Annotated in this window: 18 protein-coding genes; 4 read left to right on the top strand and 14 right to left on the bottom strand. The window is 73.3% G+C overall.

Annotation, left to right across the window (positions count from 1 at the left end):
- Nucleotides 1-409 precede the first annotated feature (409 nt).
- From ABZ951_RS12665 to ABZ951_RS12645, 5 genes are all read right to left on the bottom strand, one after another.
- A complete protein-coding gene (locus ABZ951_RS12665; RefSeq protein ID WP_344095989.1) occupies nt 410-1,348 on the bottom strand; it encodes a FadR/GntR family transcriptional regulator in 939 nt (312 codons plus the stop codon).
- Nucleotides 1,349-1,511: 163 nt separating this feature from the next.
- Nucleotides 1,512-3,401: an ATP-binding cassette domain-containing protein gene (locus ABZ951_RS12660; RefSeq protein ID WP_361279791.1), complete on the bottom strand. Its 1,890-nt coding sequence runs from the start codon at nt 3,399-3,401 to the stop codon at nt 1,512-1,514.
- Nucleotides 3,402-3,742: 341 nt separating this feature from the next.
- Nucleotides 3,743-4,504: an NUDIX domain-containing protein gene (locus ABZ951_RS12655; RefSeq protein ID WP_344089901.1), complete on the bottom strand. Its 762-nt coding sequence runs from the start codon at nt 4,502-4,504 to the stop codon at nt 3,743-3,745.
- Between the two features lie 89 nt (nt 4,505-4,593).
- On the bottom strand, nt 4,594-6,507 hold the full coding sequence (locus tag ABZ951_RS12650) for a glycogen debranching N-terminal domain-containing protein (protein WP_344090027.1): 1,914 nt from the start codon (nt 6,505-6,507) through the stop codon (nt 4,594-4,596).
- Between the two features lie 272 nt (nt 6,508-6,779).
- The gene (locus tag ABZ951_RS12645) at nt 6,780-8,150 is read right to left on the bottom strand and encodes a DUF4192 domain-containing protein (protein WP_344090029.1); all 1,371 of its coding nucleotides are present in this window, start codon (nt 8,148-8,150) and stop codon (nt 6,780-6,782) included.
- Nucleotides 8,151-8,322: 172 nt separating this feature from the next.
- Between ABZ951_RS12645 and ABZ951_RS12640 the strand changes: the two genes are divergently transcribed.
- Both ABZ951_RS12640 and ABZ951_RS12635 read left to right on the top strand, forming a co-directional pair.
- The gene (locus ABZ951_RS12640; RefSeq protein ID WP_344089902.1) at nt 8,323-10,482 is read left to right on the top strand and encodes a RecQ family ATP-dependent DNA helicase; all 2,160 of its coding nucleotides are present in this window, start codon (nt 8,323-8,325) and stop codon (nt 10,480-10,482) included.
- A gap of 219 nt (nt 10,483-10,701) precedes the next feature.
- Entirely contained in the window at nt 10,702-11,277 is a 576-nt protein-coding gene (locus ABZ951_RS12635) for a hypothetical protein (RefSeq protein WP_344089904.1), read from the top strand.
- Nucleotides 11,278-11,338: 61 nt separating this feature from the next.
- On the opposite strand, the gene ABZ951_RS12630 is transcribed toward ABZ951_RS12635, so the two are convergent.
- The 7 genes from ABZ951_RS12630 to ABZ951_RS12600 all read right to left on the bottom strand — a co-directional run bounded on the left by ABZ951_RS12630 (nt 11,339) and on the right by ABZ951_RS12600 (nt 16,615).
- Nucleotides 11,339-11,941, bottom strand: a complete 603-nt coding sequence (locus ABZ951_RS12630) for a hypothetical protein (RefSeq protein ID WP_344089906.1) — start codon at nt 11,939-11,941, stop codon at nt 11,339-11,341.
- Between the two features lie 59 nt (nt 11,942-12,000).
- Entirely contained in the window at nt 12,001-12,702 is a 702-nt protein-coding gene (locus ABZ951_RS12625) for a ribonuclease HII (RefSeq protein WP_344089908.1), read from the bottom strand.
- A 66-nt stretch (nt 12,703-12,768) separates the two neighbouring features.
- Nucleotides 12,769-13,659 carry an ADP-ribosylglycohydrolase family protein gene (locus tag ABZ951_RS12620; protein WP_344089910.1) on the bottom strand — a complete coding sequence of 297 codons (891 nt, stop codon included), beginning with the start codon at nt 13,657-13,659 and terminating at the stop codon, nt 12,769-12,771.
- 11 nt (nt 13,660-13,670) lie between these two features.
- Entirely contained in the window at nt 13,671-14,330 is a 660-nt protein-coding gene (locus ABZ951_RS12615) for a histidine phosphatase family protein (RefSeq protein WP_344089912.1), read from the bottom strand.
- 89 nt (nt 14,331-14,419) lie between these two features.
- A complete protein-coding gene (locus ABZ951_RS12610; RefSeq protein ID WP_344089914.1) occupies nt 14,420-15,025 on the bottom strand; it encodes a YdbC family protein in 606 nt (201 codons plus the stop codon).
- Between the two features lie 34 nt (nt 15,026-15,059).
- Nucleotides 15,060-15,944 (bottom strand): arylamine N-acetyltransferase, encoded by an 885-nt coding sequence (locus tag ABZ951_RS12605; protein WP_344089916.1) that lies wholly within the window; start codon nt 15,942-15,944, stop codon nt 15,060-15,062.
- 41 nt (nt 15,945-15,985) lie between these two features.
- Nucleotides 15,986-16,615 (bottom strand): TetR/AcrR family transcriptional regulator, encoded by a 630-nt coding sequence (locus ABZ951_RS12600; RefSeq protein ID WP_344089918.1) that lies wholly within the window; start codon nt 16,613-16,615, stop codon nt 15,986-15,988.
- 92 nt (nt 16,616-16,707) lie between these two features.
- Here ABZ951_RS12600 and ABZ951_RS12595 point away from each other — a divergent pair, with 92 nt between their 5' ends.
- Together ABZ951_RS12595 and ABZ951_RS12590 are read left to right on the top strand one after the other, a co-directional pair.
- Nucleotides 16,708-17,148, top strand: coding sequence for a nuclear transport factor 2 family protein (locus ABZ951_RS12595; RefSeq protein ID WP_344089921.1), 441 nt, complete (start codon nt 16,708-16,710; stop codon nt 17,146-17,148).
- Between the two features lie 74 nt (nt 17,149-17,222).
- Nucleotides 17,223-17,750, top strand: a complete 528-nt coding sequence (locus ABZ951_RS12590) for a TerD family protein (protein ID WP_344089923.1) — start codon at nt 17,223-17,225, stop codon at nt 17,748-17,750.
- 72 nt (nt 17,751-17,822) lie between these two features.
- Here the strand turns inward: ABZ951_RS12590 and ABZ951_RS12585 are convergent, their stop codons facing one another.
- Together ABZ951_RS12585 and nrdR are read right to left on the bottom strand one after the other, a co-directional pair.
- Complete coding sequence (locus tag ABZ951_RS12585; RefSeq protein WP_344089925.1) at nt 17,823-20,705, bottom strand: vitamin B12-dependent ribonucleotide reductase; 2,883 nt, start codon at nt 20,703-20,705, stop codon at nt 17,823-17,825.
- A 115-nt stretch (nt 20,706-20,820) separates the two neighbouring features.
- A complete protein-coding gene (gene nrdR / locus ABZ951_RS12580) occupies nt 20,821-21,333 on the bottom strand; it encodes a transcriptional regulator NrdR (protein ID WP_344089927.1) in 513 nt (170 codons plus the stop codon).
- Nucleotides 21,334-21,782 lie beyond the last annotated feature (449 nt).

The raw sequence follows: 21,782 nt of genomic DNA, 5'->3' as shown, positions 1-21,782 counted from the left end.
GCGCGAGTGGTGGATGCAGACGGACTCAGCACCTCGACCGAGGGCTGTATTCCCTCCGCCGCTACCACCTCTTTAGTCATCGCACTGCCTCAAAGAGCGTTACGCCCAATCCTCGTGGCCCGAGTCACACCCCATAAGGGAGTTAAAGGCCATCTAAGGAGACAGAACACCCTATGACGCCCCGGACCGAGCTCCCGGAGCGCCTTGGTGACGGCCTCGCCCGCAACGGCTCGCGCGCACGGCCGACGGTGCGGCCGTACGCGCGAGCCAGGGGCCCGGTCCCGCGCCTGCGGCCCGTCCCTACGGCCCCGTCCGTCCTGTCCTGCTGGGCCCGTCCGCTTCCTCTTCGGCGTCTTCACGCGCCCCGGGCACGTCCTTGCCGCGCCGCGGCGCGCTTCCCGATGCGCGGTCAGTGCTCGCGCGGGGCGGGCACGACGCGCTCGACGTCGGGGTGCGTGACGAGAAGCTGCCGCATCGCGGCCTCCGCGCCGGAGGCGTCGCCCGCGCCCACGGCGTCGACGATCCTGAGGTGGTGGCCCACACCCGCCTCGGTGGGGCGGTCACAGCCGCCGGCCTGCGCGCCCGAGACGTGCAGGGCGGAGGAGACGATGCCCGCGAGGTGCTCCAGCATGCGGTTGCCGGCGACCTGGAGGAGCAGCGAGTGGAACTCGGCGTCGGCGCGGGAGAAGGTGAGCCCGTCCCCCTGCGCCAGCGCGTGGCCCATGATCTCGGCCATGTCGGTGAGGCGCTGCTGGACCTCTTCGCGGCCGTGGCCGGCGGCGAGGCGGGCGGCGAGGGGCTCGATGGTCCAGCGCAGCTCGGCCAGCTCGCGGCGCTGGTCCTCCCGCTGCGGCCCGAAGGCCCGCCACTCGATGATGTCCGGGTCGAGGAGGTTCCAGTCGCTGACCGGGCGGACGCGGGTGCCGACGTTGGGACGGGCGCTGACGAGGCCCTTGGCCTCGAGGACGCGCAGGGATTCGCGGACGACGGTGCGGGAGACCTCGAAGCGCTGTCCGATCTCCTCCGGGACGAGCGGGCGGTCCGCGCCCAGGTCGCCGGAGACGATCATCTGGCCCAGCTGCTGTACGAGCTGTCCGTGCAGCCCTCGGCCGCGGCTTCCGGCCGCACGGCGGCCGGCACGGCTCAGCTCCGCCTCGCCGTCCCAGGCGGGCGGTGCCCCGCGGTCGGCCACGGGGGCCTCCGCGTAGGAGTAGCGGTCATGCTCGCCCGGGCCCGTGAGGCCGGAGTCTGCGGGGCGAGCCGCGGTCATCATGGTGTGCGCAAGGGTACTCACGCCTCCTTTGTCGGCGACACCTCGAACTCCCTTGAGGTCTTTGGTGAAAAGCACACGAAAGGGTGATCGCCCATTACCTCACAATTGACGAGAAAAGGGACCGAATCGGGCACTCTCCGAAGTGACTCCACTACGGTGCGTGACGATCGGTCGGCTGTCGTCGGTCGCCGGCTCCCGGGCGCGGGCGCCCCCGCGCGCGGGGTGCGGCCCGCGCTCTTCAACGTGGCCTGCCACGGAACATCGTGAGGACGTAGGCACCGAGCAGACCCGCGAGGGACAGCGCGAGCGCCCACCCGACCGGCTGGGACACGAGCCGCAGCGCCGTGGAGACGCCCTGGTCCACCTCCGAGGGCCACTGCACCACGGCGGCGGAGCGCAGCCGTTCCGGGAAGCCGATGAGCGAGCGGGCCGCGGGCCGGGTCAGCACCGCCCCGAGGACGGGGACCACGAGGGTCGGCACCGCCAGCACGGCCACGAGCCCCAGGGCGGTGGAGCGGAACAGCCCGGCGGCGAGCAGCCCGGCCCAGGCGCAGCCCAGGGTGAGGCCGGCCCAGCCGGCGAGCGCCACGGCCCAGTCGGCGGGGAGCGCGATGGCGTCGTCGCCGTAGAGCAGCTCCACGGCGGCCGCGTCCAGGGCGACCGAGGAGAAGGCGAGCAGCACCGCCGCGGCCCCCGTGACGGTGAGCTTGGCGCCCAGCAGGCCGAGGCGGCGGGGCACGGTGCCCTGGTCCGGGGCCAGCGCCGGGTAGCGGAACTCCTGGCCGAAGGAGAGCGCGCCGATGAGTCCGGCGCCGAAGGCCGCCGGGGGCAGCGGGAGCAGCACGGGCCAGCCGGTGAACAGGCGCGGCTGGGGGGTGCCGGTGCGGGCGAGCACCACGGCCACCACGAGGGAGACGACGAGGGCGGCGGCCGTCACGGTCCAGACGGTCCGTACGCCGGTGGCGCGGTGCAGCTCGTAGCGCAGGGGCCAGGCGGGGTCGGGGGCGGGCAGGCGGGGCAGGGGCCGCGGCGGCGGAACCGGCCGGACGGACGGGCCGGGCGAAGGCGTGGGGGCGGGCGAGCCGGGGCCGGCCCCGGACTGCCCGGCGGGCTCCGCGCCGTCGTCACCGGCCTGCTCGGCGACGGCGACGGCGACAGCGGTGGAGGCGGAGGCGGGGCCCGGGGGAAGGGCGGCGGGCTCGGAGCGGCGGCCGTCGGCGCGCGGCAGGGGGGCCACGGGGCCGGTGTCACCGGTCTCGTCGGCCAGCCGGTGGACGAGGATGTTGTGCCGGTGCGCGATCTCGCCGACGGCGGCACAGCTGCTGCCGTAGACCGACAGCCTGCTGCCGCTCTCCCGGACGACTTCGAGGGCCGGCCGGCCGGGGGCCGGACGGGCGGCGTCGGCCTCGACGGTGAGGAGGTGGGCGAGGCGGGCGGCGAACGGCGAGCGGACGGCGACGCGGGGCCGCAGCCGGGTGCGGGCGAACTCGGCGACCGGCTGGTCGGCGACGAGGCGGCCCTCGTCGATGGTGACCACCTGGTCGGCGATCCGGGCGGCCTCCTTGGGGTCCTGCGAGGTGACGAGGACGGCACCGCCCTGGGCGGCGTAGCCGCGCAGCAGCCCGTGGAGCCAGGCCGTCTCGCGGGGGGAGAGCTCGTGGGCGGGCTCGTCGAGGACGAGGGTGTGCGGGTCGCCGAGGAGGGCCGCGGCGAGACCGAGGCGGCGGTCCATGCCGCGGGAGAAGTCGCCGATGCGCTGGTCGGCGAGGCCGCTGAGCCCGACGACGTCGAGGACGTCGGCGACGCGGTCGGCCGGGACGCCGACGGCGGCGCTGAGCATGCGCAGGTGGCCCCGGGCGGTGCGGCCGGGGTGGCCGGGGACGTCGCCGAGGAGCACGCCGACCTCGCGGGTGGGGTGGTCGACGCGGTCGAGCGCGCGGCCGCGGAAGAGGGCCACGCCCCGGCCGGGATCGAGGCGCAGCATCAGGCGCAGGGCACTGGTCTTGCCCGCTCCGGGGGCGCCGAGGAGGACGGTGACGCGGCCGGGACGGGCCTCGAACGTGAGGTCGTCGACGGCGAGGCGCTGGTTGCGGCGGGGGGCGCTGGTCAGTCCGATGGCCTGGATCATGGCTTCTCCCGCAGGGCGTGCGACGGCTCGGCGGCACACCGCGGTCCGGGGGAACGGAGCGGACCTCGGGGTGCGTGAGAACGCTGGGACGTACCGGAGCACCGTAACCCGTTATGTCCTATTTGCTACGCAACGCACCTGTACGCCGAGTGTCGTGTTCCCGGGGGCGGGCCTGTGGGGGTCGCCCCGACGGGCGGAAACAGCCAGCGCGGCCGAAACCGGCCCGCCCGGGGGCACCTCCTGGGGGCACCCTCAGCGGTAGCTGGGGGAGTTACCTAGCCGGGGGAGCTTGAGGACACCGCCGCGCAGCGGTGGTGCGCCTCCACGGCGGCCGGCAGGGCCTACGCCTCCGGCCGCAGCATCGGCGGGTTGAGGAGCGTGGCCCCGCCGGCCCGGAAGAGCTGCGCCGGGCGCCCGCCCTGGCGCGTCGTCGTCCCTCCGGTGGGCACGAGGAAGCCGGGGGTGCCCGTCACCTTGCGGTGGAAGTTGCGCGGATCCAGGGCCACGCCCCACACCGCCTCGTACACCCGCCGCAGCTCGCCGACGGTGAACTCCTGCGGGCAGAAGGCAGTGGCGAGCGAGGAGTACTCGATCTTGGAACGGGCCCGCTCGACGCCGTCCGCGAGGATCCGGGCGTGGTCGAAGGCGAGCGGTGCCTCCTGCTCGCCTTCCCGGCCGTAGCCGACCTCCCGGTCCAGCAGATCCTCGACGGGCGCCCAGCGCACGCTGTGCGCGTCACCGCCGGGGCGCGGCGCGGGGAGATCGGGCGCGAGGGCGAGGTGCGCCACGCTGACCACCCGCATGCGGGGATCGCGCTTGGGGTCCCCGTAAGTGGCCAGCTGTTCGAGGTGGGCGGCGTTGGGCAGAACGGGCCCCGCCGGATCGTGGGCGTGCAGCCCGGTCTCCTCGGCCAGCTCGCGGGCGGCCGCCGTCGTGAGGTCCTCGTCGCCCCGCACGAAACCGCCCGGCAGCGCCCAGCGGCCCTGGTACGGCGGCTCACCACGGCGGACGGCCAGTGCGCAGAGCGCGTGGCGCCGCACGGTGAGCACGACCAGGTCGACGGTGACAGCGAAGGGCGGAAAGGCCGACGGGTCGTAGGGCATGACGCGATCATAGTCGTCTGCCTGACGATAAACAGGGTCTTGGCCGTGCCCCTCGAACGGCACCTCGGACAGCTCGGCACGCACCGCGCTCACACCCCCAGCTGCAATCCGTCTGCCGCTTCCTCGACCATGCCGAGCCCGAGCCTGCTGATCCGTACGGCGAAGGGCTGCTCGGCGACGCGCAGCCCGGTGAACCGCAGCGCCCCGAGCGGAGCGGTGTGCAGCGGGCGCACGGCCACGGACCCCGCCGGGACGTCGGGCCGCACTCCGGCCAGCCCCGTCAGCAACTGCACCACACCCGCCGCGGCCACGGCGGCCGGCCGGCAGGCGGCGGGGTGCGGCAGCGGGGCACTTCCGGTGGTGCGCTGCTCCCCCGCGTACATCTCCGGCAGCCGGTGGCCGAAGCTCTCGGCGGCATCGAGCACGCCCCGCAGCAGCCCGCCGGCTTCCTTCTCGTACCCGGCGACCGCCAGCCCCGCCACGGCGACGGCCGTCTCGTGGACACGGACGGCGCCGCTGCGGTGGCCGAAGGGGTTGTGCCCGGGCTCCTTCGCACCGAGGCTGCGCAGCCCCCAGCCGGAGTCCAGGGCGGGGCCGCCGAGGAGCCGGGCCAATTGCTCGGTCTGCACCTTGTCGAGCAGCCCGGGGGCGTAGGTGCCCGCGCCGAGCAGCCCGGTGTCGAGCAGGTGCGCGGCGGCGCACCCCAAGTGCGGTATCCGGTGCCCTTCGGGGGTGAGCGCCGCCGCGGGGCGGCCGCCGCTGAGGTCCTCGATCCAGAACTCCTGGCGGAACCGGCGCCGCAGCGCGGCCGCCCAGGCCCGCCAGCCGTCCGCTCCGGGCCGCCCGTACGCCTCCAGCAGATCCGCGCCGAGCAGCGCCGCCCGGTGCGCGTGCGCCTGGACCTCGCAGCGGTGGGGGCCGCCCGGCGCCGGGTCGGCCAGGTACTCGCCGTCACCTGCCGCCGAGCGCAGCCAGCCCAGACACCGCTCGGCGGCGGGCAGCAGCGCCTCCGTCTCCCGCTCGGGCAGCCCCCACCGCCGGGCCTCGGCGAGGACCACGGGGAACAGCAGCGTGGCCTCGACCCCGGTGGAGCCCGGCGGCAGGTGGGCTCCCGCGTGGCGCAGCGAGCCGGGGATGTGTCCGCCGTCGGGGCCCGTCCCGGCGATCTGGGTGCGCGCCAGGGTGCGCAGCGTCCCCGCGGCCAGCCGGACGCCTATGGGCAGGGTCATCCGCGCCGCCCACAGCGCCTCCGCCGGGGCGAGGCCGCAGCGCCAGGGCACTCCGGCGGCGAGGTGGAAGTCCCCGGGCCGGCCGGGGGCGCGCACGAGCAAGGCGCGGAGATCTCCGAGGGCGGCCGCGAGCAGCGGCCCGGCCTGCGGGTCGTCCCCCTCCGCCTGTGCCTCCCCCCAGGGCGCCGTGCCCGCGCGGCCGCGCGGGTGGGCCGCCTCGGGCGGTCGCCCTCCCGCCGCTTGCTCCGGCAGCACCCGCAGCTCGATGGAGCGGCTGCCTCCGGGGGGCAGTTCGAGCTCCCAGCACAGCAGGCCGGCCGAGGCCAGGGCGTCGTCGGGCGGGGGGTCGGCCGTGACCACCGCCTGGACTCCGGGCGCCGACCAGCGCAGCCCGCCGGCGTGTACCGCGGCGGGCACCTCGGGGCCGGCCGGCCCCGCCGCGACGGCGCCCAGCTCGGCGAGATCGGTGCCCAGGGACACCTCGACGCCCATGCGCAGGGGCCGGACGGCGGCACTGCGCAGCACGATGCGCTCCACGCCCTCCGCCGACCGCAGCCGTTCGACGGTGACGGCGGGGTCGGGCCCGGCGTCGGCGGCGGTCCGTACGGTGCCCACGAAGCGGGCCCGGTCCGCGGCGAGCATCCGCCCCTGCACGGGCACGGGCTCCGCTCCGCCGACCCGCACCACGCACCGCGCGAGGAGCCGGCGCCCGCCGCGGTAGAAACCGTCGAGCCCGTGCCCGGTCATCTGCCCGTGCTCAGCGGAGACGGCCATGGCGGGCAGCGCGACGCAGATGAGCGCCGTGTGCACGGGCTGCGGTGCGTGCACCCGCCCGGCGGGGGCGCGCTGTGGTGGCGGAACGGGACGGTGGGGCGGCTGGCCATGCTGACCAGGTTGGCCATGGGGGACGATGCCTTGCACTTGCCTGCGCTCCCCTGCGGGTGTCACGGACCGGACGACGGACAGCTTTTGCGGGCCACTCAGATGAACGGCGCCGGGCCCGCCGAAGTCACGGTGCCCGGCCCGGCACCCCCTCGCCGCCGCCTTCACTGCGGACGCTCCTGCTCGCCGCGGGCCTTCACCTGACCGTCCTTGCGGCGCGCGCGTGCCTTGGCCATGGGGCCCGGCCCGCCGGGCCGGGTGCTGCCCCCGGGCCCGCCCGGCCGGGTGCGGCGGCGCGCCCTTTCCGGCTTCCGCGCGCTGTCCGCCACGGCCGCGGCCGCGGACTCGACGCGCCTCTCCTCCGCGCGCACCGCGTCCCGCAGCGCGCGATCGGCCCGTTCTCCGCGCAGGCACCGGCGCAGCGGCTCCGGGTCCAGGCCCTCGTTGCACGCCCGGTGGAGGAGCTGGGCGAAGACGTACTCGGGGTCGAGGGCCAGGGCCCTGCCGAGGGCGACGCGGGCGGCCGGCTGGTCACCGGTCGACCACGCGACCCACCCGGCGAGGGTGACGGGGGCGGCGGCGTGTTCGGCGTACGGGGGCACGCAGCGGCGGGCGAGGGCCCGCCACATCCGCAGGAAGGCCGGGGCCTGCGGCCCCTCCATCCATTCCGCCGCGCGGTCGCGCGTCACGCGGTCCTGGAGCCCGATGATGATCGCGGCGGCTTCCTCGTCGGCGAGGAGGGAGTCGTCGCGCGCGTCGGACTCGGTGCGCCGGGGCAGCGGTGGCGCTTCGTGGAAGCGGCTCGCCGCCATGCCCGCCAGATCCAGCGTCTCCTGGCGCACGGTCTCGCACTCGGTGCCGCGCAGGATGCGCGGCACCAGCTCCGCCGCCGCGACGTCCAGTGCGCGCAGCTGGTCCCGGGCCCGGTCACCGGTGAGCGGCGCGTACCGGGCCTCCATCTCCCGCAGGGTGCCGCGCACCTCGATGCCCGCGTAGGTGGCGGTCGCGGCCATGACCGAGGTGCCGGGGAGGGAGAGGGGCGTGCCGTCCGGCGGGCAGCAGCGGGCGTCCGGGCAGCAGTAGGACCAGAAGCGGCCGTCGGAGATGCACAGGGCCTCGTACACGGGCATCTCCAGTCGGCCGCAGGCCAGGCGCAGGCACTGGGCGAGCGGGCGCAGCCGTTCCATCACCTCCCGCGAGGTCTCCCCGGGCGCGGGGTCCTGGCACAGGAACAGGACGACGCCGTCGGGCCGGGCGCCGCGCTTGTTGCTGCCGGAGAGGAGGGTCTCGGCGAGCTGGTCGCAGATGTCCGGCCACTCCTCGGGGGCGCGGGGAATGCCGAGCCTCAGGCGGCCCCCGAAACGGCCCTGGTCGCCGTGGAGCGCGCTCATGACCAGGCTGTCGGTCGGATGAAAGCCGAGAAGGTACGGCAGGGCGTCGGCCAGCTCGGCCGGGCTGCGGAGCGTGACCTGCTGCTCCTCGTGGGGCTCCGGCGGGCCGGCGGGGGTGGACGGGTGGGCCGGGTCGTTGTGCATCGTCATGGCCCGAGGCTCCCGCGGACCCGCCGGGCCCCACCAGCCCTGTGGATAACCACAGGCATCTTGTCGTACTAATCCTGTGGATGGGCCCGTCTCCCCCGCACCGGGGTTTTCCACAGGCCCGCGGTCTCGTTCGCGCTTTGTCAGTGGCCTCGTGTTGCATGGGGGCATGACCAACGAAGACCTCCGCATCTCGGCCGACACCGTTCTGGCCCGTCTCGTCGGGGACACCACGGGCAGAGCGAGACTGCGCGAGGATCAGTGGCGCGCGATCGAGGCGCTCGTCGCCCACCACCGCCGTGCGCTGGTCGTCCAGCGGACGGGCTGGGGCAAGTCGGCCGTGTACTTCGTCGCGACGGCGCTGCTGCGCGCACGCGGCAGCGGCCCCACAGTGATCGTCTCCCCCCTGCTCGCCCTGATGCGCAACCAGGTGGAGGCGGCAGCGCGCGCGGGCATCCGCGCCCGCACGATCAATTCGGCCAACACCGAGGAGTGGGACACCGTCCAGGCCGAGGTGGCCGCGGGCGAGGTCGATGTGCTGCTGGTGAGCCCCGAGCGCCTCAACAACCCCGATTTCCGCGACCAGGTCCTGCCCAAGCTCGCCGCCGCCACCGGCCTGCTGGTCGTCGACGAGGCCCACTGCATCTCCGACTGGGGGCACGACTTCCGGCCCGACTACCGCCGGCTGCGCACCATGCTGGCCGACCTCTCCCCCGGCGTGCCGGTGCTCGCGACGACCGCCACGGCCAACGCGCGGGTCACCGCCGACGTCGCCGAGCAGCTGGGCACGGGAGAGGGCGAGGAAGCGCTGGTGCTGCGCGGCCCCCTGGACCGGGAGAGCCTCAGCCTGGGCGTCCTGCGCCTCCCCGACGCCGCGCACCGGCTGGCCTGGCTCGCCGACCACCTCGACGAGCTGCCCGGCTCCGGCATCGTCTACACCCTGACCGTCGCCGCCGCGGAGGAGGTGACGGCGTTCCTGCGCCGGCGCGGCCACACGGTCGCCTCGTACACCGGCAAGACCGAGAACGCCGACCGGCAGCAGGCGGAGGAGGATCTCCTCGCCAACCGCGTCAAGGCCCTGGTCGCCACCTCCGCGCTGGGCATGGGCTTCGACAAGCCCGACCTGGGCTTCGTGGTCCACCTGGGGTCCCCCTCCTCCCCCATCGCCTACTACCAGCAGGTGGGCCGCGCGGGCCGTGGCGTGGAGCACGCGGAAGTGCTGCTGCTCCCGGGCCGTGAGGACGAGGCCATCTGGAAGTACTTCGCCTCCCTCGCCTTCCCCTCCGAGGAGCAGGTGCGCCGCACGCTCGACGTACTGGCCGCGTCGGACCGCCCGGTGTCCCTGCCCGCCCTGGAACCGCAGGTCGAGCTCCGGCGCTCCCGCCTGGAGACCATGCTCAAGGTCCTCGACGTGGACGGCGCGGTGCACCGGGTGCGCGGCGGCTGGACGGCGACCGGACGGCCGTGGACGTATGACGCGGAGCGGTACGCCTGGGTTGCGCGGCAGCGCGAGGCCGAGCAGCAGGCGATGCGCGACTACGCCACCACGACCGAGTGCCGGATGGAGTTCCTGCGCCGGCAGCTCGACGACGAGCAGGCCGCCCCCTGCGGCCGCTGTGACAACTGCGCCGCCCCGCGGTTCACCGCGGAGGTGTCCGCGGTGGCGCTCGACGCCTCACGGGGCGAGCTGGGACGCCCCGGGGTCGAGGTCGAGCCGCGGCGCATGTGGCCGACGGGCATGCCCGCGGTCGGCGTGGATCTCAAGGGCCGCATCCCCGCCGGGGAACAGGCCGCTTCCGGCCGGGCCCTCGGCCGGCTGTCCGACATCGGCTGGGGCAACCGCTTGCGCCCCCTCCTCGCCCCGCAGGCACCGGACACGGAGGTTCCGGACGACGTGGCGGACGCGGTGGTCACCGTCCTGGCCGACTGGGCCCGCGGCCCGGGTGGTTGGGCGTCGGGCGATGCCGCACTCGCCCGGCCGGTGGGCGTGGTCACTGTCGCCTCCCGCACCCGGCCCCGGCTGGTCCGGTCGCTGGGCGAGCGCATCGCCGCGGTCGGCCGCATGCCGCTGCTCGGCACGGTCGAGTACCGGGACGCCGACGCGGACACCCGGCTGCCGCGCACCAACAGCGCCCAGCGCCTGCGGGCGCTGGACGGAGCGCTGACCGTGCCGCCGGCGCTCGCCGATGCGCTGGCCTCGGCAGGGGGCCCGGTGCTGCTCGTCGACGATCTGGCCGACACGGGCTGGACCCTGGCGGTGGCCGCGCGGCTGCTGCGGCGGGCCGGGGCGGGGGACGTGCTCCCCCTGGTACTCGCGGTGCAGGGATAAGCGGGTACCGGGCGGGGCCGCGGGGCAGGAAGAGCCGGAGCGCGCTGCCCGGTACAGGGCGGTGGCGTCAATCGGTCGTTGCCGCGCACCGGTCCGGCCGGAAGAATTGGACCGACCCCCCGCCCCGCCCGTCCATGGTCCGCCGGGACTGCCGTCGTGGTGCCCACGCGCGCCCGGCACCGCGGTCCCGCACGTGGGCACGCAGCCGAAGGGAGGATCATGGCCTTCACCTTCGCTCCGCCGCCGCCCGCGGGCTCCGGCCCCCGGAGCGGCCGCCTGCTCGAGCCCGCCGAGTGGGCCGCCGCCGGGATCCCCTTGTTACGCAACCCCCGCGAGGTGGTCACGGGACTGCACGAACGCCACGTGCCGACGCCGTCGACGGCGGTCGTCGCCGTTCTCGATCCCGACGAACGGCTCGCGGCCAGTGCCTCGTTCGCCCGGCGGTCCGTCCCGGCCGACGGCTGGGAGCTCCGCAACGCCCTGCTCGCCCGGTTGCGCCGGGTGATCCCGCACGACCTGCGCCGCCGCACCCCCGTCCGGACGGCCGTGCTGCTCTACTGCCGTGAGGGCGAGGCCCGTTGGACCGAGGAGGACGGCGCCTGGATGTGGGGGCTGCGCGACGCCTGCACCCTGCACGGCCTGCGCTGCGGCGCGTACATCACGCTGACGGCGAAAGGCTGGACGATCCTCGGCGAAGGGCGCAGCGGGCGCCGCCCACGGTCACCCGCGCACCGGACGCCACCGGCCGGCTCCGCCGGGGCGATATCGGCGGACCGCCGCGCGGCGGTCCGCTGACGGGGACGAACCCGCGGTCACCCCTGCCCCGCCAGGGGCGGGTGACCGCCGGATTCGCCCTTCAGACGGCTGCCGGAAGGAGGCCGTTGACCCGCTGCGGGTCACCGCAGACGATCAGCAGGGCGCCCGCACGGGCCGGGGCGCCGGTCAGCGCGTCGTCCGCGCCACCGTTGACGGCGATGACGACGACGGGGCGGGGCCGCAGCCGCGTGGCGTCGGCGGCCGCGTAGAAGACGTCGTCCCCGGCGTCGTGCTGCGCCCAGTAGGACGCCTCGCCGAAGGACAGTTCGTGCGCCGCCCACGGGTGCGGATCACCGGTGGTGAGCACGAGGATCTCGCCGGGCTCGCGCCCGGTGTCGAGCAACAGGTCGACGGCCTCGTCCGCGGCGTCCAGCGCACCCTGCGCGGAGGCGGGGATCAGCTGGATCTGCGGACCGGCCGCCGGGGCCGGAGCAGGGGCGGCCGGAGCGGCCGTCACCGTGGCGCGCGGGGCGCGCGGTGCCGGCACGGGGCCGCGAGGGGAGCCGGGGCTGCCGGGCCGCATCGGGACCGGGCGGGGACCAGGAACGGGGCGGGGGGTCGACGCGCTGCGGCCGGCGGCCGGAACTGCGCGGGGACCCGGGACACTCTCGTGAATCTGAGGCTCCTCGGGGAAGAGAGGCATGAGTTGATATTTATCAAACACCGGTACGAGTCTGACCGGCGGGTGGCGGTTCGGGCCACTCAGAATTCGAAACCGAGCTGGCCACCGGCCTCCAGAGCGAGTGCTTCGGGGGCGCTGCGGGCCCGCTTGAGGTGCTGCCACCTGGGCAGCGCGTCCAGATAGGACCAGGACAGCCGGTGGTGCGGGGTGGGGCCCAGCACCTCCAGGGCGGCGCGGTGCACCGGCGAGGGATATCCGGCGTTGTCGCAGAACCCGAAGTCGGCGTGGTCGGCACCCAGTTCGGCCATCATGGCGTCGCGCCGCACCTTGGCGATCACCGAGGCGGCGGCGACGACCACGCAGGACTGATCGCCCTTGATGACCGTACGGACCCGCCAGGGGTCGCCGAGGTAGTCGTGCTTGCCGTCGAGGATGATCGCGTCGGGCCGCACGGGCAGGGCATCCAGCGCACGGCACGCGGCCAGGCGCAGGGCCGCCGTCATGCCCAGCTCGTCGATCTCCTGCGGCGAGGAGTGGCCGAGGGCGTGGGCGGTGACCCATTCCTCCAGCTGCGCGGCCAGCGCGGTGCGCCGCTTCGGCGTCAGCAGCTTGGAGTCGGTCAGACCCTCCGGGGGGCGGCGCAGGCCGGTGACGGCCGCGCACACGGTGACCGGTCCGGCCCAGGCCCCGCGGCCGACCTCGTCGACTCCGGCGACGACCTTGGCTCCGGTCGTGGCGCGCAGGGAGCGCTCGACGGTGTGGGTAGGCGGTTCGTACGGCATGGCGCCAGCAAGCGTACGCCCCCGGCGCCGGACGCAGTAGCCCCGCCCCCTCACCTGTTCGTCCGCTCAGCCCCCGGCGGCGGGCAACCAGCCCGGCAGAGCCTCCGTACGCTCCAGCCACGCGGCGGGCGGCGCTCCCCGCTCGCTCGCCGCGACGACCCCTCCGGCGATGGCGCTCGTGGTGTCCACATCGCCGCCGGCCTGCGCCGTCGTCCAAAACGCCGTTTCGAACGAGCTGAGGCTGCGGGCGGCGGCCCACAGGGCGAACGGCACGGTGTCGTGGGCGCTGGTGCGCCGGCCGCAGCCGAGGACGGCGGCGACGGTGTTCGCGTCCCCGTAGTCGAGCATGTCGCGGGCGCGCCGCAGCCCCGCCTGGACGGCGCTGCGCGGCACCAGCGCGATCACTCCGTCCAGGAGCTCCTCCGGGGCGGGCCCGGTGGAGCCCGCGGCGATGGCGGCCGCGGCGGCCACCGCCATGCTCCCGGCCACCGCCTCGCGGTGCTGGTGGGTGGTGTAGGCCGAGATCTCGGCCTGGTGCGTCGCCTGCTCGGGGTCGTCCGCGTACCAGGCGCCGAGCGGGGCGATGCGCATGGCCGCGCCGTTGCCCCAGGAGCCCTGGCCCTGGAAGAGGGCGGCGGCCAGTTCGCGCCAGTCCCCGCCCTCCCTGATCAGGCGCAGCATCCGGTTGACCGCCGGGCCGTAGCCGCGGTCGAAGTCGTGGTGCTCGGCGAAGGAGTGCGCGAGGGCGTCCTGGTCGATGCGGCCGTGCTCGGCCAGCACGGCCAGCACGGAGCAGGCCATCTCGGTGTCGTCGGTCCACTGCCAGGGGGCGGGCGGCAGCTCGCGGCGCTTGAGGGCGGGGTAATGGGCGGGGACGAAGAACTGGGAGCCGAGGGCGTCACCCAGGGCCAGCCCGCGCAGGCTCCCCAGGGCTCGGTGGAATCGGTCAGCGGTCATCGCTGCGAACTCTAACCGGTGAAGCCGTACGGTTCGGGGGTGTACCAGCGCTCGAACGGCCGGTCCAGGTGGTAGCGGCCGTCGGTCCCGAGGACCAGGGCCCGGGTCTCGCCGTTGCCCGGGTTCGACAGGGACTCGAACTCGGCGACGGTCCAGTGCAGCCACCGCATGCAGAACAGCCTCATGGTCAGCCCGTGCGTGACCAGCAGGACGTTCGGCGGGTGGTCGGGGTCCTCGAAGCTGCGCCACAGGCTCTCCAGGAAGGCGCCGACCCGGTCGTAGACGTCCGCGCCGGACTCGCCCTGGGCGAAGCGGTAGAAGAAGTGCCCGTAGGCGTTGCGGTAGACCTTCTGTTTGCGCACCTCCGCGGGGTCCTGCCAGTTTCCCCAGTCCTGCTCGCGCAGGCGCGGCTCCTCGCGGACGCGGACCCGGCCCGGATCGAGCCCGAGGGCGTGGAAGGTCTGGTGGGTGCGGCGGTAGGGGGAGACGTAGGCGGACACCCGTTCGTCCCCGAACAGCTCGCGCAGGTGGACGCCGGCTTCCCGGGCCTGCTTGCGGCCGCGCTCGGTCAGACTCAGGGCGTGGTCGGGTTCCCGTTCGTAGACGGTGTCGTCGATGTTGCCCGCCGACTCTCCGTGTCGGATGAGGACGATGCGCCGGGGCCGTGACATGCCGCCACCCTAGATCGAACGCGGGCCGAATGCCTCGGTGCCCCGCCACCCGATCGCCGGGCGGGGCGCGCCGGCGCGGCCGGAGCGGGTCATACCGTCCAGGACGGCTCTAACGCGACGATGTCGCCGCCGATGGCCGCGACGTCCGCTTCGATCTGGGCGCGCAGGGCGAGCCGTTCCACCCGCTCCGCCCGGTATTTGCCGTGCTCCGCCTCGGAGTTCCACATGGACAGCACCAGGAATTCCCGGCCCGGCGCCTCCCCGAACACGCCCCGGAGCATTCCCGGAGATCCGGCCATGGCCGGATTCCACACTTTCTCCTGCATGAGGGTGAAGTGCTCGACCCGCTCCTCCCGGACCCGGCAGTGCGCGACGCGGACCACGTCCGCGTCCGCGAACTGCGGCCGGAAGCCCACCTTCACATCGAAGCGGTGCTCGAACAACCGCACCTGGCTGTCCTTGTAGGTGCCGGTCTGCGCGGCGGCGAGCCTGTCGTGCGAGCGCGCCATGAAGGAGTCGTAGAACGCCCTGCTCTCCCAGAAGCCGAAGAGGTGCGCCACGCGGGGGCGCCCCCGGCTCCACCCCCCGCCCTGGCCCCGGAATCCGGGCTCGCCCAGCAACCCCGCCCATTTCCGCTGCCCCCGCTCGAAACCGCGGCGGTCCACCACGGTGCAGCGAATCCACTTGACCAGCACCGCGCCATCGTACGGTGCGAACGGCGCCCCGTAATCAGCTACCGGCGGAGCACACGCGCGCGAGCGTCTGCGCATCAGCCTCACTGAGCTCGATCCGGAACTTCTCTGCCAGCAGTTCCGCCAACTCCGGGGCCCCCACCTCATGTTGATCGGACGACCCGTCAGGCCGCGCGACCGAGAACACCGAGCCCACGAGGTTCCACCGGGCGTCGGGGCCGGTCTGCTGCACCACCGGCCGGGAGACGAACGGCGAATGCGGGTACGTGGAGGTGTAGTGGTTCATCACGACGTAGTCGACCGGAAATCGCTCTTCGGGGCCGAAAGCGTACAGGTCGAACCAGCCATCCGGGTGGAGGGAGCGCAGCACGCGAATCCCCGCCTCGCCGGACCCCGCAGATCCGGCGGACCCCCCGGCCTCCTGAGACCCCTCGGCCCCCTCGGGGTGGATGCCGAAGGTCCAGTCTCCCTGCCGCACCCGCACCCCGTTGTGGAAGGGCAGCGGCTCCAGCAGCCCTTCGCCGCCGAAGCCGACGTCGCACAGCCAGTGCCCGCCGTCCGCCTCGACCTTCAGCGCCATATGGGTGACGGGGCGCAGCTTGTCGCTGCCCATGCGGACGCGCGCGCCGATTCCGGTGAAGGAGAAACCGATGCGTTCCAGGGCGGCGGCAAACAGCAGATTCTGCTCGTAGCAGTAGCCGCCCCGGCGCCGCGCGACCATCTTGTCCTGCAGCGCCTTGATCTCCAGCAGGATCGGCCGGCCGAGGAGGATTTCCAGATTCTCGAAGGGGAAAGCGGCCACATGAGCGCGGTGCACGGCCCGGAGTGTCGCCAGATCGGGCCGGATATCGCCGGTCACCTTGATGCGCGCCAGGTAGGCGTCCAGGTCCAGCTCTCCGCCGCCCCACAGGGACTCGCTCATCGCGTCGTTCACTCCTCTTGGTCGGATATGCCGTCAAGTATTCAGGTAGGGGACGACAGGCCGGACGCCTGCCCCGCGAGCCCGCAGCCGCCGGGTTTACGGTGCTGATCGGCCGCCGTGGCGGCCGAGAGCAGTACCGCGGCGGCGGCGCGCGCGCTGCGTGCCGCTGCGGGATCTCCGGTGACCGCGGCCGTGGCGATCGCCCCGTCCACGAGGACGGTCAGCTGATCAGCCAGGTGCTCCGGCTCGCGCGCTCCGGCGGACCGGGCCAGGTCGAGGAGGTAGCTCCGCATCGCGGCCTTGTGGTCGCGCACGGCACCGGCCACGGCCGGTGAGCCCGTCCCCATCTCCCCGAAAGCGTTGAGGAACGCGCACCCCCGGAAGTCCGGCTCGCCGCACCACGCGTGCAGCCAGTCGAATACCGCGAGAGGCCGCTCCCGCTCGGGTGCGGCGGCGACAGCGGCGGCCATGGCCGCGCGCCAGCGTCGGTCGCGCCGCCGCAAATAGGTCTCCACCAGGATCTCCTTGGACGGGAATCGCTGGTAAAGGCGCTTGAGCGAGACCCCGGAGACACCCCGGACCCGGTCCATGCCGACCGCCTGCACGCCGTGTTCGTAAAAGAGCGCCTCCGCGGCGTCGAGCACCCGCTCGTCGACCTCTGCGTTGTCCATGCCACTCCCGACTAGCGAAGAGAACGTTCGTTCTCTAGGCTACGGCACACCGAGAGAACGATCGTTCTCTCCTTCAGCGGAAAGGCCCCGCCATGCCCGAGCGAGCCACGACACAGCGCCCGCCGCTGCCGCCCTTCGACGAGGAGAGCGCCCGCGCCAAAGTGCGGGCGGCCGAGGACGCCTGGAACAGCCGCGACCCCGAGCGGGTCGCCCTCGCCTACACCGAGGACTGCGTCTGGCGGAACCGGGACGAGTTCCTCACCGGCCGCGAGGAGATCCGGGAATTCCTCCGCCGCAAGTGGCGCAAAGAGCTCGACTACCGGCTCAGCAAGGACCTCTGGTCCTGGACCGGCAATCGCATCTCGGTCCGGTTCCGCTACGAGTGGCGCGACGCGGACGGCCAGTGGTGGCACAGCTACGGCAACGAGCAGTGGGAGTTCGACGCGAACGGATTGATGAGCCGCCGGGAAGCCGCCATCAACGACATCGCGATCAGCGCGGCCGAAGCCGGGACCGACCTCCGTCTCCCGTGACAGCATGAAGCAACCGACGCCACGTCCCTGGTGGTTGCGGACGAGATCGCACAGTTCCCAGGAGGGGAAGTCCGGTGAGCAGTCTCAACAAAGGACTCGCGAAAATCGAAGTGGCGCTCAAGTGGGACCCCAGCCCCGCGGGCACACCGGCGCACGACCTCGACATCGTCGCGGCGACCTATCCCGCGCACGACGCGCACGGCGAGCCCGCGTACATCGTGCACTTCGGAAGCCGGTCGCCCGACGGGACCATCACTCTCAACCGGGACAGCCGCACGGGGCAGGGCTTCGGTTTCGACGAGGTCATGATCCTGGAGCTGGACCGGCTGGCCCCTTCCTACGCCCGTGTCGTGGTGGGCGTGGCCATCCAGCAGCAGGGCGGAAGGACGACGTTCGGCGATATCGCCGGGACGGGCCTGCGCATTCGCGAGGGGTACACCGAACTCGCGGCCGACGATTTCTCCGGGGTCCGGGAAGCGACGGCCGCGACCGTGGCGGAGTTCACCCGCGCGGAGACCGGCGGATGGGAATTCCACAGAACTCTCCGGGGCTTCGACACCGACCCCGCCGCATTCGCCGAGAAGATGGGCGCCCGTTCCTGAGGGCCCGCCCCGGGGCGGAAAAGGCGGGAGGGGGCGCCGGCACAGAGCCGGCGCCCCCTCCCGCCTTCGCTGTCAGCTGCAGCCGCTGGTGGAGCCGCAGCCCTCACAGAGGTAGCAGCTGCCCGCACGGCGCATCTTCGTGCCACAGGAGAAGCACAGGGGCGCGTCCGCGTTCAGACCGAGCTGCATCTCCACCAGTTCGGTGGAGTTGTGGGCCTGCTTCGGGGCCGGAACCGCCGCCGCGGGCTCGGGCTGGGCCGGGGACTCCGCCTTCGGGGCGGCGACCTGGCGCGGCGCGGACTGCGCCAGCCCCTCGACGTCCATCTCGTCGTCGGACGGCTCGTACGAACCGGTGTCCAGGTGACGCTGGCGCTCCTCGGCGGAGTGGATGCCCAGCGCCGAGCGCGTCTCGAACGGCAGGAAGTCCAGCGCCAGGCGGCGGAAGATGTAGTCGACGATCGACTGCGCCATCCGCACGTCCGGGTCGTCGGTCATACCGGCCGGCTCGAAGCGCATGTTGGTGAACTTGGAGACGTAGGTCTCCAGCGGCACGCCGTACTGCAGACCCACCGAGACGGCGATCGAGAAGGCGTCCATCATGCCCGCGAGGGTCGAACCCTGCTTGGACATCTTCAGGAAGACCTCACCGAGACCGTCGTCCGGGTAGGAGTTCGCCGTCATGTAGCCCTCGGCGCCACCGACCGTGAAGGAGGTGGTGATCCCCGGGCGGCCCTTGGGCAGCCGCTTGCGGACCGGGCGGTACTCGACGACCTTCTCCACGGCGGCGGGGACGGCGGCCTCGGGGGCCTTCGCCTCCTCCTTCTTCTTCGCGGAGAGCGGCTGGCCGACCTTGCAGTTGTCGCGGTAGATCGCGAGGGCCTTCAGGCCGAGCTTCCAGCCCTCGTAGTAGACCTCCTCGACCTCCTCGACGGTGGCCGACTCCGGCAGGTTCACCGTCTTGGAGATGGCACCCGAGAGGAACGGCTGCGCGGCGGCCATCATGCGCACGTGGCCCATGGCGGAGATCGCGCGCTCGCCCATGGCGCAGTCGAAGACCTCGTAGTGCTCGGCCCGCAGGCCCGGGGCGTCGATCACATTGCCGTGCTCGGCGATGTGGGCGACGATCGCCTCTACCTGCTCCGGCTGGTAGCCCAGGCGCTTGAGCGCCTTGGGCACCGTGTTGTTCACGATCTGCATCGAACCGCCGCCGACGAGCTTCTTGAACTTGACCAGGGCCAGGTCCGGCTCGACGCCCGTGGTGTCGCAGTCCATCATCAGGCCGATGGTGCCGGTGGGGGCGAGCACCGACGCCTGGGCGTTGCGGAAGCCGTTCTTCTCACCGAGGCGGATGACGTCCTGCCACGCCTCGGTCGCCGCGGCCCACACCGGGGTGTCGAGGTCGTCGGCGCGCGGGGCGACACCGTTGGCGTCGGCGTGCTGCTTCATGACGCGCCGGTGGGCGTCGGCGTTGCGGGCGTAGCCGTCGTACGGGCCGACGACCGCGGCCAGCTCGGCGGAGCGCCGGTAGGAGGTGCCCGTCATCAGCGAGGTGATGGCGCCGGCGAGCGCGCGGCCGCCGTCGCTGTCGTACGCGTGACCGGTCGCCATCAGCAGGGCGCCGAGGTTGGCGTAGCCGATGCCCAGCTGGCGGAAGGCGCGGGTGGTCTCGCCGATCTTCTCCGTCGGGAAGTCCGCGAAGCAGATGGAGATGTCCATCGCCGTGATGACCAGCTCGACGACCTTGGCGAAGCGCTCGGCGTCGAACGACTGGTTGCCCTGGTCGTCGTCGCGCAGGAACTTCATGAGGTTGAGCGAGGCGAGGTTGCACGAGGAGTTGTCCAGGTGCATGTACTCGCTGCACGGGTTGGACGCGGTGATCCGGCCCGACTCCGGCGAGGTGTGCCAGTGGTTGATCGTGTCGTCGTACTGGATGCCGGGGTCGGCACAGGCCCAGGCCGCCTCGGCCATCTTGCGGAAGAGGCCCTTGGCGTCGATCTCCTCGATGACCTCACCGGTCATCCGGCCGCGGAGGCCGAACTTCGAGCCGCTCTCGACGGCCTTCATGAACTCGTCGTTGACGCGGACGGAGTTGTTGGCGTTCTGGTACTGGACGGACGTGATGTCGTCGCCGCCCAGGTCCATGTCGAAGCCGGCGTCGCGCAGGGCGCGGACCTTCTCCTCTTCCTTCACCTTGGTCTCGATGAACGCCTCGACGTCCGGGTGGTCCACGTCGAGCACGACCATCTTGGCCGCGCGGCGGGTGGCGCCGCCCGACTTGATCGTTCCTGCGGACGCGTCCGCGCCGCGCATGAAGGAGACCGGGCCGGAGGCGTTGCCGCCGGAGGAGAGGAGCTCCTTGGAGGAGCGGATGCGCGAGAGGTTCAGGCCGGCGCCCGAGCCGCCCTTGAAGATCATCCCCTCTTCCTTGTACCAGTCGAGGATCGACTCCATGGAGTCGTCGACGGAGAGGATGAAGCAGGCGGAGACCTGCTGGGGCTGGGCGGTGCCGACGTTGAACCAGACCGGCGAGTTGAAGCTGAAGACCTGGTGCAGCAGCGCGTACGCGAGCTCGTGCTCGAAGATCTCCGCGTCCGCGGGGGAGGCGAAGTAACCGTGCTCCTCGCCGGCCTTGCGGTAGGTCTTCACCACGCGGTCGATGAGCTGCTTGAGGCCGGACTCGCGCTCGGGCGAGCCGACCGCACCACGGAAGTACTTGCTCGTGACGATGTTGACCGCGTTGACCGACCAGAAGTCGGGGAACTCGACGCCCCGCTGCTCGAAGTTGATCGAGCCGTCGCGCCAGTTGGTCATGACGACGTCACGACGCTCCCAGACCACCTCATCGTACGGATGCACGCCGGGAGTGGTGTGGATGCGTTCGATGCGCAGACCCTTGCCGCCCTTGTTTCCCTTGGAGCGGGAACCTCGTGCCGGGCCGCTCGTCGTCTCGGTCATGCCGCCTCCCTCTACGGGCAAAACGCCCTAATGCGCCCAATTCTTCCGTGGCGCGGATGTCTGTCTTCCACCCGGGGCGCGAGGCGCACCGGGCTGGTCTGTTTTTGTGTCGCCGCTACTCGGCGGCCGTGGCCGGCGCGGGGACCTCCGGGGCCGCGCCGCCGTCACCGGCGGCCGCGACGGGCCGCTGCTCGCGCAGCTCCGCCACGGCGGCCTCGAAGTCCTCGAGCGAGTCGAACGCCTGGTACACGGACGCGAACCGCAGGTACGCGACGAGGTCGAGGTCCCGGAGGGGGCCGAGTATGGCGAGCCCGACGTCGTGCGTGGAGAGCTCGGCGCTGCCCGTGGCGCGCACCGCCTCTTCGACACGCTGACCGAGCTGGGCCAGGGCGTCCTCGGTGACCGGGCGGCCCTGGCACGCCTTGCGCACCCCGGAGATGACCTTGTTGCGGCTGAACGGCTCGGTGACCCCGCTGCGCTTGATCACCATCAGTGACGCGGTCTCTACGGTCGTGAACCTGCGCGAGCAGTCGGGGCACTGGCGGCGCCTGCGGATCGAGCAGCCGTCATCGGTGGTCCGACTGTCGACGACCCGGCTGTCGGGGTGCCTGCAGAAGGGGCAGTGCATGGCTCTCCACCCTCCTCACCCTCATAGGACTGTGCACGATCTCCGGCTTCGAAAGACCCTCGTTCGGGCCTCGTGAAGCAGCCCCCAGCATAGGCGATGACCGCGACCAGGAATGACCGGCGATGGTCCGCGACCACAAGCTGTGGGTGGCTGCCGCCATCAAACCACTAGATCTGGTGCCAGGGGGTCAAGCGCCGCGAACGCGTGTCGGGCCGCTGCAACGGGGCACGAGCCTACGCGAGCGGACCCGGGCGCAGCCTGCCGGGGGCGCCGGTGCCACACTGGCGTCAGGCCCCGACGGGGCCCGGCAGCGCCCGGCGGGGCCGGGCCCGGGCCGCGGGGAACCCTCGGAAGCTGTTTCCGAAGGGTACCGTAATAGCCCGAATTGATCTTCAGCCGTACACCCTCCCGCTCGACCACGTCAGCCAATCTTCGATATTTCACTCGAA

Source organism: Streptomyces sp. NPDC046215, from assembly GCF_040646215.1.
In the GTDB taxonomy this organism is placed as follows: Bacteria; Actinomycetota; Actinomycetes; order Streptomycetales; family Streptomycetaceae; genus Streptomyces; species Streptomyces stramineus.
This window is presented reverse-complemented; position numbering and strand designations above follow the sequence as displayed.

Bases quoted from the DNA above. Each gene is read 5' to 3' on its own strand.
- ABZ951_RS12630 (WP_344089906.1), bottom strand. From the start codon at position 11,941: ATGCCTCTCTTCCCCGAGGAGCCTCAGATTCACGAGAGTGTCCCGGGT.
- ABZ951_RS12585 (WP_344089925.1), bottom strand. From the start codon at position 20,705: ATGACCGAGACGACGAGCGGCCCGGCACGAGGTTCCCGCTCCAAGGGA.
- ABZ951_RS12625 (WP_344089908.1), bottom strand. From the start codon at position 12,702: ATGCCGTACGAACCGCCTACCCACACCGTCGAGCGCTCCCTGCGCGCC.
- ABZ951_RS12595 (WP_344089921.1), top strand. From the start codon at position 16,708: ATGCCCGAGCGAGCCACGACACAGCGCCCGCCGCTGCCGCCCTTCGAC.
- ABZ951_RS12605 (WP_344089916.1), bottom strand. From the start codon at position 15,944: ATGAGCGAGTCCCTGTGGGGCGGCGGAGAGCTGGACCTGGACGCCTAC.
- ABZ951_RS12600 (WP_344089918.1), bottom strand. From the start codon at position 16,615: ATGGACAACGCAGAGGTCGACGAGCGGGTGCTCGACGCCGCGGAGGCG.
- ABZ951_RS12635 (WP_344089904.1), top strand. From the start codon at position 10,702: ATGGCCTTCACCTTCGCTCCGCCGCCGCCCGCGGGCTCCGGCCCCCGG.
- ABZ951_RS12655 (WP_344089901.1), bottom strand. From the start codon at position 4,504: ATGCCCTACGACCCGTCGGCCTTTCCGCCCTTCGCTGTCACCGTCGAC.
- ABZ951_RS12615 (WP_344089912.1), bottom strand. From the start codon at position 14,330: ATGTCACGGCCCCGGCGCATCGTCCTCATCCGACACGGAGAGTCGGCG.
- ABZ951_RS12620 (WP_344089910.1), bottom strand. From the start codon at position 13,659: ATGACCGCTGACCGATTCCACCGAGCCCTGGGGAGCCTGCGCGGGCTG.
- ABZ951_RS12645 (WP_344090029.1), bottom strand. From the start codon at position 8,150: ATGCACAACGACCCGGCCCACCCGTCCACCCCCGCCGGCCCGCCGGAG.
- ABZ951_RS12640 (WP_344089902.1), top strand. From the start codon at position 8,323: ATGACCAACGAAGACCTCCGCATCTCGGCCGACACCGTTCTGGCCCGT.
- ABZ951_RS12660 (WP_361279791.1), bottom strand. From the start codon at position 3,401: ATGATCCAGGCCATCGGACTGACCAGCGCCCCCCGCCGCAACCAGCGC.
- nrdR (WP_344089927.1), bottom strand. From the start codon at position 21,333: ATGCACTGCCCCTTCTGCAGGCACCCCGACAGCCGGGTCGTCGACAGT.
- ABZ951_RS12650 (WP_344090027.1), bottom strand. From the start codon at position 6,507: ATGGCCGTCTCCGCTGAGCACGGGCAGATGACCGGGCACGGGCTCGAC.